General features: G+C 39.7%; 14 protein-coding genes, 3 tRNA genes and 1 pseudogene. 17 read left to right on the top strand and 1 reads right to left on the bottom strand.

Annotated features, from left to right (window positions below; genetic code table 11):
- Window positions 1–313 precede the first annotated feature (313 nt).
- From EO111_RS00565 to EO111_RS00490, 16 genes are all read left to right on the top strand, one after another.
- Window positions 314–1,252, top strand: coding sequence for a glycosyltransferase family 2 protein (locus EO111_RS00565; RefSeq protein ID WP_062401317.1), 939 nt, complete (start codon window positions 314–316; stop codon window positions 1,250–1,252).
- Window positions 1,253–1,274: 22 nt separating this feature from the next.
- A complete protein-coding gene (locus tag EO111_RS00560; protein WP_127010193.1) occupies window positions 1,275–2,123 on the top strand; it encodes an NlpC/P60 family protein in 849 nt (282 codons plus the stop codon).
- 75 nt (window positions 2,124–2,198) lie between these two features.
- Window positions 2,199–2,909 carry a metal ABC transporter ATP-binding protein gene (locus EO111_RS00555; protein ID WP_009352919.1) on the top strand — a complete coding sequence of 237 codons (711 nt, stop codon included), beginning with the start codon at window positions 2,199–2,201 and terminating at the stop codon, window positions 2,907–2,909.
- A gap of 1 nt (window position 2,910) precedes the next feature.
- Entirely contained in the window at window positions 2,911–3,714 is an 804-nt protein-coding gene (locus tag EO111_RS00550; protein ID WP_127010192.1) for a metal ABC transporter permease, read from the top strand.
- Between the two features lie 127 nt (window positions 3,715–3,841).
- Window positions 3,842–6,451 (top strand): alanine--tRNA ligase, encoded by a 2,610-nt coding sequence (gene alaS / locus EO111_RS00545; RefSeq protein WP_127010191.1) that lies wholly within the window; start codon window positions 3,842–3,844, stop codon window positions 6,449–6,451.
- 53 nt (window positions 6,452–6,504) lie between these two features.
- Window positions 6,505–6,765: an IreB family regulatory phosphoprotein gene (locus tag EO111_RS00540; RefSeq protein WP_009352873.1), complete on the top strand. Its 261-nt coding sequence runs from the start codon at window positions 6,505–6,507 to the stop codon at window positions 6,763–6,765.
- Entirely contained in the window at window positions 6,765–7,175 is a 411-nt protein-coding gene (gene ruvX / locus EO111_RS00535; protein ID WP_126939628.1) for a Holliday junction resolvase RuvX, read from the top strand. Before EO111_RS00540 ends, ruvX begins: the two co-directional genes overlap by 1 nt.
- A 10-nt stretch (window positions 7,176–7,185) precedes the next feature.
- Entirely contained in the window at window positions 7,186–7,458 is a 273-nt protein-coding gene (locus EO111_RS00530) for a DUF1292 domain-containing protein (RefSeq protein ID WP_009352989.1), read from the top strand.
- 233 nt (window positions 7,459–7,691) lie between these two features.
- On the top strand, window positions 7,692–8,699 hold the full coding sequence (mltG, locus tag EO111_RS00525; protein WP_127010190.1) for an endolytic transglycosylase MltG: 1,008 nt from the start codon (window positions 7,692–7,694) through the stop codon (window positions 8,697–8,699).
- On the top strand, window positions 8,689–9,285 hold the full coding sequence (locus EO111_RS00520; protein WP_127010189.1) for an O-methyltransferase: 597 nt from the start codon (window positions 8,689–8,691) through the stop codon (window positions 9,283–9,285). Before mltG ends, EO111_RS00520 begins: the two co-directional genes overlap by 11 nt.
- Window positions 9,286–9,289: 4 nt before the next feature.
- Complete coding sequence (locus EO111_RS00515) at window positions 9,290–10,522, top strand: U32 family peptidase (RefSeq protein ID WP_009352930.1); 1,233 nt, start codon at window positions 9,290–9,292, stop codon at window positions 10,520–10,522.
- A 27-nt stretch (window positions 10,523–10,549) separates the two neighbouring features.
- Complete coding sequence (locus tag EO111_RS00510; protein WP_127010188.1) at window positions 10,550–10,774, top strand: DUF4911 domain-containing protein; 225 nt, start codon at window positions 10,550–10,552, stop codon at window positions 10,772–10,774.
- 78 nt (window positions 10,775–10,852) lie between these two features.
- On the top strand, window positions 10,853–12,940 hold the full coding sequence (locus tag EO111_RS00505; protein WP_127010187.1) for a DUF4261 domain-containing protein: 2,088 nt from the start codon (window positions 10,853–10,855) through the stop codon (window positions 12,938–12,940).
- A 268-nt stretch (window positions 12,941–13,208) separates the two neighbouring features.
- Window positions 13,209–13,285, top strand: a tRNA-Pro gene (locus tag EO111_RS00500).
- 11 nt (window positions 13,286–13,296) lie between these two features.
- A tRNA-Gly gene (locus tag EO111_RS00495) sits at window positions 13,297–13,370 on the top strand.
- Between the two features lie 106 nt (window positions 13,371–13,476).
- Window positions 13,477–13,553 (top strand) — tRNA-Arg (locus EO111_RS00490).
- Window positions 13,554–14,689: 1,136 nt separating this feature from the next.
- On the opposite strand, the gene EO111_RS00485 is transcribed toward EO111_RS00490, so the two are convergent.
- Entirely contained in the window at window positions 14,690–15,325 is a 636-nt protein-coding gene (locus tag EO111_RS00485) for a nicotinamide mononucleotide transporter (protein WP_240642196.1), read from the bottom strand.
- Window positions 15,326–15,539: 214 nt separating this feature from the next.
- Between EO111_RS00485 and EO111_RS00480 the strand changes: the two are divergent.
- Window positions 15,540–15,773, top strand: a pseudogene (locus EO111_RS00480) (Abi family protein); the annotation flags it as partial.

Here is a 15,773-nt window from a genome sequence, read left to right as displayed (position 1 = left end):
ATGGGGGTAATATCACATTCTTTATATATGTTGTGAAAGAATGAGTTTAAAAGTGCTAAATAAATGTTAAATAAAATCGGGATTCTTGTTATTGAAGGGCAACAAGGAATATGATGAAAAATAATCAGTATCAGAAAAGAGAAATATTCTTATCATCAGTATACAGGATATAAAATGTGTTTGCCACTATATATTATGAATCCTTGTTGTAGCATATGTTCTGCATGTCAGATATCGTCTCCATATACAGCGGAGTTTGCAAAACAAGTCTCAATCCTGTAAAATAGATAGGTAAAGATCATAAGGAGGAGCTATGTTACTGTCAATTGTTGTTCCCGTATTTAATGAGGAAGATAATATTCAAAAATTTTATACTACAGTCAAAGATGTATTGCAAACACTTGACTATGACCATGAAATTATTTTCGTCGATGATGGGTCCAGTGATGATAGTGCAGGCATGCTACGATATATTGGTAATCAAGATCCAAAGGTAAAAGTGCTGTTATTGGCAAGAAATTTCGGTCATCAATTAGCCTTGACCTGTGGATTAGATTACGCCCAAGGTGATGCGGTAATCACTATGGATGGAGATATGCAACATCCACCAGAGTTGATTCCAGAACTAGTGAAGCATTGGGAAGCAGGTGCAGATGTAGTACGTACCATTCGTGATTCCACAGAAGATGCTAGTTGGGCAAAAGCTTTTACATCGAAATACTATTACAAAGTGCTTAACAAATTAGCCAATGTTCCTATCGTGGAAGGTGGTTCCGATTTCCGGTTGATGAATCGAAAATCCTTAGAAACATTGAAAAACTTCCGTGAACATGGTAGATTTTTGCGGGGCATTGTAGGCGACTTGGGGTTCGTACAACATGAATTTCACTTCGTAGCACCCCCACGTTTTGCAGGTACTTCTAAATTTAGTGTAAAAAAAATGATGCGCTTTGCTTTAGACGGCATTACAGCATTTTCTAGAGTACCCTTGCGGTTAGCCTTATATATCGGCTTGCTATGTGGACTATTAAGCCTGATTATGATCGGACACATATTGTTTGTTCACTTCTTCTCTGACAATGTTATCAGTGGTTGGTCTACCCTAGGGGTGGCTATCTTCTTCCTAGGTGGTGTACAACTGGTAGGTATTGGTATCATCGGAGAATATGTGGGACGAATTTTTGAAGAAGTCAAACAACGACCGTTATATTGGGTGAAAGACGCCATAAACTGTCACATACAAGACAAATAATCGTATATAAGAGAGGAGTCCTATGACGAGTAAAAAGAAACAATACCTGGCAGTCGCTCTATTAGTAGGCTTTTTAGGTACTAGTGTACAAGGAGCTTACCAATATGGTGATACAGGCAATGAAATTCTTGGTATTCAAAAGAAACTCATCGCTGCTGGTTATAAAGCTAGGGAAACTAGCGAATATGATGCAAACACAAAGTGGGCTGTTAGATTGTTCCAAAAAGATAATGGATTAACAGTGGACGGAATATTGGGAGCAGTGACCTATAAAAAGTTGATGGGCAAACCACTGCCGGCGACAACAAAAACGGTATCTAAAAAGAAAGAAATTTCAGAAAAAGATGCTAAATTATTAGCCCATATCGATCCAAATAGAGAATCCACAGCTATCACATCTACGTTAAAGCATAAAAAAGACAAAAGCTCTGCCCCACAAGGGCTGACTTTCAAAAAGAAAGGCAAAACATACAAAGGCTTAGAGATTGGATATCAACCTATATCTGGCAATGTGAAAGAGATTTTGACCTATGCTAATACGTTTACGGGAGTGCCTTATAAATTTGGAGGCACTACACCAGCAGGGTTTGATTGCTCTGGATATATTCGCTATGTATTCCAAAAAATTGGTTACGATTTACCACGTCAAGCTGACGAACAGTATACAGTAGGTAAAAAAGTAGAGAAAAGTAATCTACAACCGGGTGATTTAGTGTTCTTTGAAACTTATGAACCAGGGATTTCCCATTCTGGTATTTACATCGGTGATGGACAATTCATCAGTGCCACATCTAGCAGTGGTGTAGCCGTAGCAGATATTGATGATAGCTACTGGGGACCACGCTATGTAGGGGCAAAACGCGTACTATAATACACAAGCTGTAGTGATGATGTCATTACAGCTTTTGCCATATATGCGATAACTAGAAACATAAAGGAGTTAACTATGACGCACGCAGGCATTCACATACAAGATGTACAATTTTCCTATGGATCTCAGACGGTTATCCATAATATGACCATCACCATTCCCAAAGGTGAGTTTGTACTGGTGGTGGGACCTAATGGATCTGGTAAAACCACCTGGCTTCGTATGGTAGCAGGACTATTAGAACCCACAGCCGGACATCTTTGTTTAGACGGCATTAGTCCGAAAGAAGCACAAATGAAAGGACTCATTCACTTAGTGCCACAAATTTATAACAAGAATGCAGCCCAATTTCCAGCTACCGTAGAAGAGGTAGTGGGACTCGCTTTATTTCACGTACCGAAGGAAGATAGAAAAGGACGCATCTTGGATGCTTTGGAATTGGTGGGCATGCAAGATTTCTTGAAACGCCGTATTGGAGAACTCAGCGGTGGTCAACAACAACGTGTCATGTTAGCACAGGCCTTAGCACGGAAACCGAACTATATTTTGCTAGATGAGCCAACCAGTGGTATCGACTTTGAAACAAGCAAAAAAATATACGAAGTGTTGCGATCTTTAAAAGAAGAAAACATCACTGTTATTATGGTCACTCATGATGTGACAGAAGCTATGGAAGTAGCAGATACAATTTTATGTGTGGATGGACATGCTTGTTACTATGGACCTTGTAAAGGCTTTATGGAAAGTCATCAAGGCTCTCGTTTAGCATGGCATTTAGGAGGTTAAGATGGATATTTTATCCTATACATTTATGCAACGTGCCTTTTTAGCGGGCCTCATCGTGGCTCTGATGTGCCCCCTAATTGGTATGTTCATTGTCATTAAACGGCAATCCATGCTCGGCGATGGATTAGGACATATTGCCTTTGCTGGTGTGACGGGGGCATCCTTACTGAAAGTATACCCTCCATTAGGTGCTGTTATATTGACCGTACTTTCCGCCATGGGTATAGAACTCGTGCGTCGCTACCAAAAACAATATGCAGATATGATTATGGCATTATTCTTTTATGCAGGCTTAGCGCTGGCTATCGTATTTTCTACAATGGTAAAAATGCCTAGCACTGGACTATTGAACTTTTTATTTGGCAGTATTCTAACGGTGACTATGACAGATATTTATGGTATCGGTGCGGTGGCTATCGTAGTGGGTATTATCATGAAATTTGTGTATCACTCCTTAATGCTTACCTCCTTTGACGAGGAAATTGCTCGCACTGTAGGTATCAATGTAAATCGTGTGAACATGATTTTTGCCATCTTAACAGCCCTTGTAGTTGTCATGGGGATGACCGTAGTAGGGATTCTATTGATCAGTGCGTTGATGATAGTTCCTGTTGCATCTGCTCATTTATGGAAACGGGGCTTCAAAGAAACCTGGGGTATCGCTACAGTATATTCCGTAATATCCGTCATAGGAGGTTTGTGTAGTGCCTTTTGGCTAGACTTTGCACCAGGGGGGACCATTGTACTGACAGCTATTGGACTCTATGTGGTGACATTCTTAGTGAATTTGGCGAAGTGTAGGTAGCTCTAAAATATAAAATTAGTATGGAAAGTATCATCATCCTATATAAGTCAATGACCTCACCTAAATGCATACTTTCATTAAAATCTGTGGTATAATAAAGGCAATAGACAATTTTAGGAGGGAAACCATGACAGGAAATGAATTACGCCAAGCGTATTTGAATTTTTTTGAAAGTAAAGGACATTTAAAGCAAGAGAGTTATTCTCTTGTTCCAGATAACGACCCATCTTTATTATTAATTGGTGCTGGTATGGCGCCTTTGAAACCATTTTTTACAGGTAAATTAGTACCACCTTGCACACGAATTACGACAAGCCAAAAGTCAATTCGCACAGGGGATATTGAAAACGTAGGACGTACAGCACGTCACCATACATTCTTTGAAATGTTGGGAAACTTCTCTTTTGGTGATTATTTCAAAAAAGAAGCCATCCATTGGGCATGGGAATTTTTAACAGAAGTCATCAAATTGGATAAAGAAAAATTGTACGTTACTGTATATCCAGATGATCAAGAAGCCTATGACACTTGGCATAATGAAATTGGCTTACCAGAAGACCATATCAGCCGTTTAGAAGATAATTTTTGGGAAATTGGCGAAGGTCCATGTGGTCCAGATAGCGAGATTTTCTTTGACTTAGGACCGGAGCGTGGTTGCGATGATCCAAACTGTGCACCAGGTTGTGATTGCGACCGTTTCCTTGAAATTTGGAATCTTGTATTTACGCAATTTAATCGTACAGCAGAAGGTACATACGAACCATTGGCTAAGAAAAATATCGATACTGGCGCTGGTTTAGAACGTTTGGCATCTGTATTACAAAACAAAGAAAGCAACTTTGAAACAGATTTGATTTTCCCAATCATCGAAGCCACAGCGAAAAAAGCTGGTGTTACGTATCATACAGATGCGAATACAGATGTTTCTTTGAAAGTTATCGCTGACCATATTCGTGCTATTGTGGCATTGATTGCAGATGGTGTGTTGCCATCTAATGAAGGCCGTGGCTATGTGCTTCGCCGTATTTTGCGCCGTGCTGTTCGTCATGGTCGTCTATTAGGTATTCAAGGACCATTTTTGGTACCATTAGTAGATATCGTTGTAGATATCTTGGGCGGAGCTATCACGAATATCGTGGAGAAACAAGACTTCGTAAAACGAGTAGTGGCAAACGAAGAAGAACGTTTTAACCAAACATTGGCATCTGGCCTAGACATGTTGAGCCAATTATTGGATACATTGAAAGCTGAGGGCGCTATGACAGTACCAGGTCAAGACGTATTCAAATTGTATGATACTTACGGATTCCCTTGGGAATTGACTGAAGAAATCGCTTCTGAAGCTGGTTTCACTATCGACCAAGCTGGTTTTGAAAGTGCTATGAATGAACAACGTACTCGTGCTCGTGAAGCTCGTGAAGACGTAGACGCAAAAGTAGCTACTCCAGATATTACCCATTTATCTGGCGAACATATTTCTGACGATGAAAATGCCACAGCATCCACAGTATTGTTAATCGGTGAAGGGGCAAAAGCCATTGAACGTGCTGAAGATGGACAGGATGTTACGATCATCGTAAAAACGACTCCATTCCACGCAGAAGGAGGCGGGCAATTAGGTGACACTGGTTTCATCGTAGGTCCATTGGGCAAAGTAGAAGTGCATACAGCGAAAAAATTACCAGAAGGCACTACCTACCATGTAGGTACCGTGGTAGAAGGTAGCATTTCTGTGAATGATGAAGTCACTTTTGAAGTAGATGTAGAACGTCGTCAACATATGGCTCGTAACCATACAGCAACACACTTATTGCATGCTGCTTTGCGCTCCGTATTGGGTACGCATGTAAACCAAGCGGGCTCTTTGGTAACACCAGACTATTTGCGCTTTGACTTTACACACTTTTCCCCAGTGACAGCAGAAGAATTGCAAACCATTACGAACATGGTAAATGAACAAATTCTTCGTGCTTCCACATTGGAAGTAGAAACTATGTCCATTGATGCGGCGAAAGCAAAAGGCGCTATGGCGTTGTTCGGTGAAAAATATGGTTCCGAAGTACGAGTTGTATCTGTGCCAGAATTCTCCATCGAATTGTGTGGCGGTTCTCACGTAGAAAATACTGGTTTCATCGGTCAATTCCGTATCACTTCCGAAGGTGGTATTGGTTCTGGCGTACGCCGTATCGAAGCGGTGACAGGTAAAGCAGCGCTTGTGTTAGCACAACAAGAAGAACAAACATTAAAAGCAGTAGCTTCTCTTGTGAAAGGAAAACCACAAGAAGTAGTAGGTAAAGTGCAACAAGTATTAGACCATGCAAAAGCTGTAGAACGTGAGTTAGATCAAGTGAAAAAAGAATTGAACAGCGGTAACCTTGATAGTGTCTTAGCTGGTCAATTTACAGTAGGCGATGTAACAGCAGTAGTAGCCTCCGTACCAGTATCTGATATGGGCGAATTGCGTGACATGGCGGATATGGTTCGCGATAAAATTGGCTCTGGCGTAGTATTATTAGGTGCAGCTGGTGGCGATAAAGTGAATTTCGTTTGCATGGCTACAAAAGACGTAGTTGGCAAAGGTATCCACTGCGGTAATATCGTAAAAGTAGCAGCGCAAGCGGCTGGTGGTAATGGCGGTGGCCGTCCAGATATGGCACAAGCTGGTGGTAAAGATCCAGCAGCGATGGACCAAGCCTTAGCAGCAGGTAAAGAGGCAATCCAATCCATGGTTGGATAAGTTTACTCATAGATGAGATTTTCACTAGAAAATTCATGATAAGGAGGGATTATATGAATCTTTCAGATAAAACAATGGTGATTAAACCGGTACAAACAACACCGTTGACACCAGAAGAAGTATTCCAACATGTGTTCCAAGCCTTGGCGGAAAAAGGGTATAACCCAATTAGTCAAATCACAGGATATCTCATTTCCGGAGATCCAACGTATATTACAAGTTATAATAATGCTCGTAGTGATATTCGTAGCATCGAACGAGATGAGCTTATTGAAGAACTTGTGAAAGAATATGTGAAAGCGAAACAATTATAATGCGAATTATGGCACTAGATGTGGGAAGTCGGACCATAGGCGTAGCATGCAGTGATGCGCTGTATATTACAGCGCAAGGCATCGAAACTATTCGTCGCACATCTCATGAAAAAGACTTTCAGCGCATTGCGGAGTTAATCCGTGAATACGAGGTAGACACTATTGTGGTAGGCATGCCAAAAAATATGAATGGTACCAAAGGAGAACGGGCTGAAAAAACGGAAGCCTTTGTAGAAAAGATGCAAGAAGTCATCTCCACGCCAGTTGTATTTTGGGATGAACGCCTATCTACAGTGATGGCAGAAAAATCTTTAATTGCTGCTGATGTAAGTCGTAAAAAACGGAAAGAAGTCATTGATAAAATGGCAGCAGTTGTCATTTTACAAGGCTATTTAGATAGTCGTTCATAAGGAGGTTACCATGATCGAACAAGGTTATGAAGGTGAAGTATCTGTGATTGTCATTGAAGACGAAAATGGAGAAGAAATGTATTATGAAGAAGAAATGCTAATTCAACATGATGGAAAAGCATTTGCGATTTTAGTATCTCTTCCTCCAGAAGAAGACACTGAACATGATGAACCAGAAGTGATTATTGCACGCATTGATGAAGAAGAAGGAGAACAAGTTTACGTAGCTCCTACTGATGAAGAATTTGATGCAGTGATTAAATTATACGAAGAAATGGACTAATCGCTAGTCAAGGCTGTAACAGACTGTCGAAAGACAGTGTGGTTACAGCCTTTTCTGTATAAGAGAAGATGGATTACATACATGGTAGGTAAAAAAGTGTTGTACCTAATGGCGTTACGATATATGGTCTAGGTGAGTGTATCGATGATACATTGACCTATACTATATAGAAAAATTGCTATATATACTGCTAAAATGGTATAATATAGTATTCGTTGAAAAAGGAGTGTGCTATGAAACAATATGCAAACTATATCTATAGATGTGTAGCAATTCTAATCGTAATTTTGCTTGGAATCTTAGCAGGTATATATTATATTCCTTGGACTGGTGGTTCAAAGGAAGATGTAGAAACAGTTGTTATCAGTGAGAATCAAACTGGTGCACAGATTGGGGATGTACTCTATGAAAGAGGACTGATCACATCACCTACTCTGTTCCGTGGTGCTCTACGCTTAACGGGAACCATGGATAAGTTACAACATGGATATTATCAAATTCCACACCATTCTAGTTTAAGTGAGATCATTGGCTTGCTCCAACAAGGTAGATTACAAACGGTGAAACTTACCATTCCAGAAGGATTTACCATTGGTGAAATTGGCAAACGCATTGAAGAACAAGGCATCGATACGCAGTATGCATTCATGGAAAAAGGAAAGACCTATACACCTTATGAGTATATGGTGGGAACGAAGCCTGTTACCTATCGGGTGGAAGGATTTCTATTCCCTAGCACCTATGAAATTCCTGTAGGTAGCAAAGCAGAAGATGTGATGGCCATCATGGCGGACGAAATGAATCGCCAATTAACACCAAAAATGCGCCAAGATATTGAAGCACAAGGAATGACCATATTTGAATTTATTACCTTAGCATCCTTGGTGGAAAAAGAAGCGAAGTTTGATGAAGATAGACCGATCATTGCCGCAGTTTTTCGTCAACGCTTAAAAACTAGTATGCCCTTAGAATCATGTGCTAGTATTCAATATATTTTAGGATATCCTAAGCCCTTGATTAGTATTGAGGATACAAAATTGGAAAGTCCGTACAATACATACCTTCATAAAGGGTTGCCACCAGGACCTATTGCAAACCCAGGCATCAAATCCATGGAGGCAGTTTTGTATGCGCCACCAACGGAGTATTTATTCTTTGTAGCTGACAAAGAAGGACATCATCATTTTACGAAAACCTATGATGAACATTTGAAAATAGTGGATCAAATTTATGAAAATTAAAGATATTTTAAATGAACAACGTATTTATGCGCTTTTGCATGATGTGCCAATTTTACGAGAGTCAGAAGTAGAACTCTTTGAAGACTTAATCAGTTTATATAAACCAAAGCGAGTCTTAGAAGTGGGCACTGCTATTGGATACTCTTCGCTGTTATTGGCAAAGCATATGGACAAAGAAGGACAGCTTATCACTATGGAATTAGATGATGTACGCCATGGGATGGCTAGCCATTTCATTTCACAATCAGACTATGCAGAGAAAATCACTCTATTAAAAGGAGATGCTACAGAATTGATTGAAGCCTTAGAAGGTCCTTTTGATTTAGTGTTTTTAGATGGTCCTAAAGGACAGTACTTAAAGCAACTAGAGCTGATTGAACCAAAATTAGCGGAAGGAGCGGTAGTGTTAGCAGACAATGTCTTATTCCGTGGCTATGTGCGGGGAGACAAAGAACCACCACGCCGATTTAAAACCATTGTGAAACGATTGCAAGAATATTTAACGTATGTAGAACAAAAAGAACACTATAACACCACCATTTATCCGATGGGAGATGGTATGAGTGTTAGTGTATGGAAAGGATAAATACATGACAAAACGACATATGGAATTACTAGCGCCAGCTGGTAATATGGATAAATTAAAGATGGCCATTCGCTATGGAGCGGATGCCGTATATTGTGCAGGTCGTGCTTTTGGACTGCGCGCAGCTAGCTCTAACTTTGACAATGATCAATTGAAAGAGGCTGTAGAATTTGTACACAGCCATGGCAAAAAAATCTATGTGACTTGTAATATAATCCCTCATAATGAGGACTTAACTGGCCTTGAAGAGTATTTACAATTCTTGGAAAGTATCAAGGTCGATGCGATCATCGTAGCAGACTTGGGTATTTTCTTGTTGGCAAAACGTGTGGCTCCAGGCTTAGAATTGCATGTGAGTACACAAGCAAATACCACGAACTATTTGACTACAGAGTTCTGGAAAGAACAAGGGGCTGCTCGTGTAGTAGTAGCTCGTGAAGTCAGCATTGAAGATATCAAAACCATGCGTGAGAAAGCAGATGTAGAAATTGAAGCCTTCGTACATGGAGCTATGTGTATTTCCTACTCTGGTCGTTGTTTGTTGAGTAATTACATGACAAATCGTGATGCAAATCGTGGGGCTTGCACGCAGGCATGCCGTTGGAAATATAATTTAGTAGAAGAAAACCGCCCTGGCGAATACTATCCAATTGAAGAAGATGAACATGGTACCTATATCTTTAACTCTAAAGATCTATGCTTATTAAAATATATCCCTGAACTCTATAAAGCAGGTGTAGATAGTTTAAAAATTGAAGGTCGCATGAAGTCTGTACACTATGCAGCTACTGTATCCAAAGTATACCGTGAAGCCATCGATAAATTCCTAGAAGAAGGAGATGACTGGTATGTACGTGATGAATGGTATGCAGAATTAGAAAAAATTTCTCATCGTCCATACACAGAGGCCTTCGCCATGGAAAAACCAGGGGAAGAAGCGCAAAACTATGGTAAATCTTCCAATACGCAAACCCACGATTTCATCGGATTAGTAGAAGGATACAATGCAGAAGAAGGCTATGCCTACATGGAACAACGTAACAACTTTAAAGTAGGGGAAGAAGTAGAATTTTGCCAACCTCATGGACCATTGGTGAAACATGTGATTACACGTATCACTGATGAAGATGGCAATGACATTGATGTGGCAAAACATGCACAAATGAAATTGCGTTTGTACATCGATACACCATTGGAGGAATACTCCATGATGCGTCGTGAAACGAAACAAAAATAATTCCTTACGACATAGGGGAGGAACAAGATGCAAGAACAAGAGATTGTCTTTGATCCAGAGTATGTGTACTTTCAAATTGAACGGACATATACAAATTATGTGAATCGGATTTTAGAAGGCTATGAATACGTAGGGGTCATGACAACGGTGAATGCGGAGGGATTGTGTATGGTTCGTACTACAGAATCAACACGTGAATTGGCAAAAGAAATTTTACAATCCCTGCCGATTTCTGTGACTCTCTTGGAGTGAGTGAATTGTAACAGAGAGACACCACATGAGTTGTACTGGTAGTAAGTATTGGTGATTGAAAGTGGAGATCTAAGAGATATGACAGCAGACAATAAGAAACGAATGCAATATGAGCTATATATTCCAGCCCAATTTGATGAATCTTGTCGAGGTTCTTTAGAAATATTGATAGAACATAAGTTGGCGGATGTAGGAGAGGTTCATGAGGGGGAATCGGTATATAAAAAGAATGGTGAGATTGACCATTGTGTAGTTCGGTTTTCTATGGATGAAGGTTCTGAGTTAGTAGAGGAAATGCTTATCTCCTTGGATGAATTAGGGATTCCTTATGGTGCGAAGTTGTATCAAAATGGAAAGGTCATTGCAGAATTAGGCAATTTGCATCATGTACATGTGATGCTGGATGCTTCCTTAGGGGATACAAAAAAACTCAAACGATTGGATGCTAAAATTACAGCGGCATTGGAAGAAAATAGTATTGTAAGTACAACATGTATCGATATTCCTAAAGGAATGGCAAGATTTGTGTATTATGTAGCAGATAAAGAGTTAGCGGTGGAGGTAATCAATACCTATCTTCGTAGGAGTGACTTAGGAGTAGGTGCTACCATTGATGTCGTCGATTCAGGGCTGACCATTCATGAACGGTATATGTCAGATATATCTCGCGTGTATCGTGGGTTAGTTCCCGATGTATGGAACGTCATTCAAGGTGAATGGAAAGGGATATCACCACAAGAATGGATGCACCTATTAAAGCGATATCCTAAGACACCAGAAGGGCTTAGTTTCTTGCTGAATGTGGAAAATGGAACATACCAAAAAGAATATACTTCTTTGCATGTAACATTTCCATTATTTATACATGATAATAAACAATTTTATTTATTGTCGGCTCGTCAAATGTTAACATTTGATCGGGAGGGACTGAGTACAAGAAAACTAGATATTCAGGGTCCTACGGATAGACCATCACAAGTGCGTGCTACCCCTGCTAGCTGGGATTTATGTTTGTTTGCGGCGACTGGTGAAGGGGAAAATGCATCTAGGTTATACCTTGACTTTAACCCAACCAAATCTGGTACAGTAGGACAAGTATTATACTTTAACGGTGAAACGAAAACGTTGACATTGCTAGGGCCATCTTTTAGTCATGTATTGTTAGTGCTAATGAAAGAAGCTTCTCATGGATCTGGAGATTATCTGATTCAATCTATTATAGAAAAAACTATGAGTTTGGATGTAGATACCATGGATGTACAAAGTGCGGAAAACCAACTCTTGTTTGAAGCTATGCGGAATTTATCTGAAAGGATCTTAGATAGTATAGGCGATATGGGACCTATGATAGGTAAACGCGGTTTTATGGGGATGGTCTTGCTGGAAGATACAGCATTTGATGTGAATCGATTTAAGAAGGACTTGCTTGCAAGATGGGATATTGATTCGATTACCAGTCCAGAAGGGATGAAAGTTCGAGCTGCTATTGCGACAGTGGATGTGGATTCAGTAGAAGAAGATGACATGGAAGAAGCTCATTTCTTAGTGATTGATGGCTATAAAGTAGTAGTTGCCCCATTCTCCTTTCCTATGCCACGACAGGCGGTAGAACAAGGTGGCATGAGAAATTATCTTTGGGAATCTGCTGTAGAGGTAGGAACACGACATACGTACCATGTGGCGATTAGTATTGTGGAAGGTCCGGGTAATCCTTTGGAAGAAGGCATGTTACTAGCCAAGCTACTTTCAGTGGCTACAGAGCAAGAGGGAGCTAGTGCAGTGTACACGAATGGTGTGCTATATGAAGCTGACAAATTCCATGAAGAAACGGAAACCTTACGAGATGATATGTTGCCTATGGCGAATATGATATGGGTAGATATGGATTTTGAAGAGGATGGCACCATCTCCTTATCTACGAGTGGGATGGAACTGTTCAACCAATTAAATGTGGAGTTCCTTCATTGTCCATGGGATCCAGAGAAAGCTTGGAACTATATCCTAAGTGTAGCGGATTATATTTTGACATCTGATAAGCAGGTAAAAGATGGAGATTCTGTTGGTAGAACAAATGAGGAGCAACTAACGGTACATATCAATGAGCCGGTTCATGCGGATGGAAAACAAAGCATACAAATTTTCTTTACTGAAAGTGAAGAAGAATAAATGCACGAGAAGCGGGGCGTTGGAATACTAACGCAGCCGTTTCTCTTAGTTATATATGGAATCTTGGTACAGTGAGTAGGGAGTGCTGTGTTCCATTTCCGCTTGCCATGTACGGTTAGAAAAAAGTTAAATAAATTATAAAAAAATACTTGCATAGATGTGATGGATATGATATTATATATTTGTTGTTACAGCAAGTAGCAAACGGTAGTGAAACAGTGTTTCCCAAGGACAGTTAAGATGAATCACTACTATGGATAGAAGATATCGGGGCATAGCGCAGTTTGGTAGCGCACCTGGCTTGGGACCAGGGGGTCGCAGGTTCGAATCCTGCTGCTCCGACCATTTTCTTATGTGCGGGTGTAGCTCAATGGTAGAGCCCCAGCCTTCCAAGCTGGTTGCGAGGGTTCGATTCCCTTCACCCGCTCCACTTATACATGTGATTGTATTCAATACGCTCCCATACAGAGACAATGTCTATGTGATGGGTTATTTTATTATGTATGGGTAAATTGGATGTGTTTATAATTACATATGGTTCAGTAGCTCAGTTGGATAGAGCAACGGCCTTCTAAGCCGTGGGTCGGGGGTTCGAATCCCTCCTGGATCACCAGAGTACTAAGGATTCTACTTGAAGTAGGATCCTTTTTGTGTGGGAGGGATGCTATCGCTAAGACCTTCGCGTCGCCTATGGCTCCTAAAGGTCTAAGCTTACCGCTATTCCTCCTGGATCACCAAGTATTAGCACTTTGTTTCGACAAGGTGCTTTTTCATTTGGAGGGCCCTTCGCTACGCTTCGGGGTGAACATCGTATCGACTAAGCGTGCGTCGTCGCTATGCTCCTAGCACACTAAGTCGATTACGTATCCCTCCTGGATCACCAAGTATTTAGGATTCTACTTGATGTAGGATCCTTTTTGTGTGGCAGGGATGCTATCGCTAAGTTCTCCGCGTCGCTATGCTCCTAGAGAACTAAGCTTACCGCTATCCCTCCTGGATCACCACTAACAAAGGATTCTATGTTTTCTAGAATCCTTTTTATGTTGGAGGGATGCTATCGCTAAGTTCTCCGCGTCGCTATGCTCCTAGAGAACTAAGCTTACCGCTATCCCTCCTGGATCACCACTAACAAAGGATTCTATGTTTTCTAGAATCCTTTTTATGTTGGAGGGATGCTATCGCTAAGACCTTCGCGTCGCCTATGGCTCCTAAAGGTCTAAGCTTGCCGCTATTCCTCCTGGATCACCAAGATTGGCACTTTGTTTCGACAAGGTGCTTTTGTTTCTGTTTATAATTGTAAGTAGTATTAAATGTTATCAACAGTATGCACGATTTATGCTATAATAAAAATAAAAGAGTCATCAACGTGAGTTGGGCTCATCTCTTCCTATAATAGGAGGAGGTGATAGTATGACCGAGTTTGAAAAGTTCTATTTGATCATTTTAGCTTTGGAATTACTAATTCATTTTATTGATATCTTGAAATAGATAATAAAATGACCTAACGTAAAGAGGTCTGACCACCTCACACGTTAGGCCCATTTCTTTTAAGCTTTGAGATGAGCCTAACGCCTGCGCACGTTGATGGCTCTTCTTATTTATACACGTAGTATAGCATATTCTGAGAAAAAATACTACTGTTAGCTCCTATTAACATTATTATATGCATTTTTTCTCTTTCCAGAATAACAAAACTCCGATGGCGTTAACTATGTAGAATATATACTTCCCTACGTTTGCAAAGTTGCCTTAGGTGAAGGCTTTCAATAGTTGCACGATATTATAAATCATCCAAAATGGCCATTGCGGATCTAACTTTAAAGCGTTGAATAGGTTAGCAATGAGTGAGAATGCGAATACGATCGTTGTTAGAGAGGATAAGAAATTTATATTCTTATTAAAACCGATATAATTAGCTACAATTGAAATGGTAAAAGCGACGATAGTGATAATAGTTCCTACTATATATTTTCGGGACGGAGTCATCGTGTTAGGAATGCCTTCATAAGAGGCTTTCCATTTTTTGATGGCAAATGTATAGATGATAAATGTAATAGGATAGGTAATAATGGCCGCTTTATTTCCCAGTATATAATCTATTGCACCGGAGAGGATTGTATTTACAATGCCTAGATAATTCCCCCAGTTGCTTAATTTCCCTGTAAATCGTGTAGATAACATGGAAATACCAACGTTGATAACAGAAATAAGGCCAAAGGGGATGAAAGTAGTCCAAGGGCCCCAATCTACATACTTTTCAAGTCGAGTATTAAGGTATCCAGCAGAGATAGAGATAGTAACAACAAGTGCAACACCAATGACATCAAACAATTTAAAGGTAGCACTTAGAAATGGACTTTTAGATCCTAATAATATTGACTCCATACCTAAAGGAATGCAGTTCTTTTCAATGCTAACGAAATATATTTATATAAATAGTTTGCATTGTCGATTTTTCCATAAAAATATGATAGACTTTTTGTATGGACAAATTGTATCGCTATATTCATAGTAGATGATAATAGTATTTATAGATGAAATTAATTATTATAAAATTAAAGATGAAGGGCTTAGGGAAACTGCAAAAAAGGTGATTTAAATGGCAATAAAAAAATTTTTATCACGTGAAAGTCTGAAAAATAGATTAAAATGTAGAGGGCTTATTTTTAAGGATGATGAATTAAATAAAGTGCTAGTAGAACAAAATTATTATTCTCTATTTAATGGATTTGAAAACTTGTTCTTAGATACATTAAATCCTAAAATATATAAAAATATTACTTTAGATGACTTTAAAGCGGTGTACTCTTTTGATAAAAGATTTTCTAATATT

Origin of the sequence: Veillonella sp. CHU594, assembly GCF_003992265.1 — a bacterium.
Classification (GTDB): Bacteria; Bacillota; Negativicutes; order Veillonellales; family Veillonellaceae; genus F0422.
This window is presented reverse-complemented; position numbering and strand designations above follow the sequence as displayed.

Bases quoted from the DNA above. Each gene is read 5' to 3' on its own strand.
- ruvX (WP_126939628.1), top strand. From the start codon at position 6,765: ATGCGAATTATGGCACTAGATGTGGGAAGTCGGACCATAGGCGTAGCA.
- EO111_RS00550 (WP_127010192.1), top strand. From the start codon at position 2,911: ATGGATATTTTATCCTATACATTTATGCAACGTGCCTTTTTAGCGGGC.
- mltG (WP_127010190.1), top strand. From the start codon at position 7,692: ATGAAACAATATGCAAACTATATCTATAGATGTGTAGCAATTCTAATC.
- EO111_RS00510 (WP_127010188.1), top strand. From the start codon at position 10,550: ATGCAAGAACAAGAGATTGTCTTTGATCCAGAGTATGTGTACTTTCAA.
- EO111_RS00540 (WP_009352873.1), top strand. From the start codon at position 6,505: ATGAATCTTTCAGATAAAACAATGGTGATTAAACCGGTACAAACAACA.
- EO111_RS00560 (WP_127010193.1), top strand. From the start codon at position 1,275: ATGACGAGTAAAAAGAAACAATACCTGGCAGTCGCTCTATTAGTAGGC.
- alaS (WP_127010191.1), top strand. From the start codon at position 3,842: ATGACAGGAAATGAATTACGCCAAGCGTATTTGAATTTTTTTGAAAGT.
- EO111_RS00520 (WP_127010189.1), top strand. From the start codon at position 8,689: ATGAAAATTAAAGATATTTTAAATGAACAACGTATTTATGCGCTTTTG.
- EO111_RS00555 (WP_009352919.1), top strand. From the start codon at position 2,199: ATGACGCACGCAGGCATTCACATACAAGATGTACAATTTTCCTATGGA.
- EO111_RS00485 (WP_240642196.1), bottom strand. From the start codon at position 15,325: ATGGAGTCAATATTATTAGGATCTAAAAGTCCATTTCTAAGTGCTACC.
- EO111_RS00505 (WP_127010187.1), top strand. From the start codon at position 10,853: ATGACAGCAGACAATAAGAAACGAATGCAATATGAGCTATATATTCCA.
- EO111_RS00565 (WP_062401317.1), top strand. From the start codon at position 314: ATGTTACTGTCAATTGTTGTTCCCGTATTTAATGAGGAAGATAATATT.
- EO111_RS00530 (WP_009352989.1), top strand. From the start codon at position 7,186: ATGATCGAACAAGGTTATGAAGGTGAAGTATCTGTGATTGTCATTGAA.
- EO111_RS00515 (WP_009352930.1), top strand. From the start codon at position 9,290: ATGACAAAACGACATATGGAATTACTAGCGCCAGCTGGTAATATGGAT.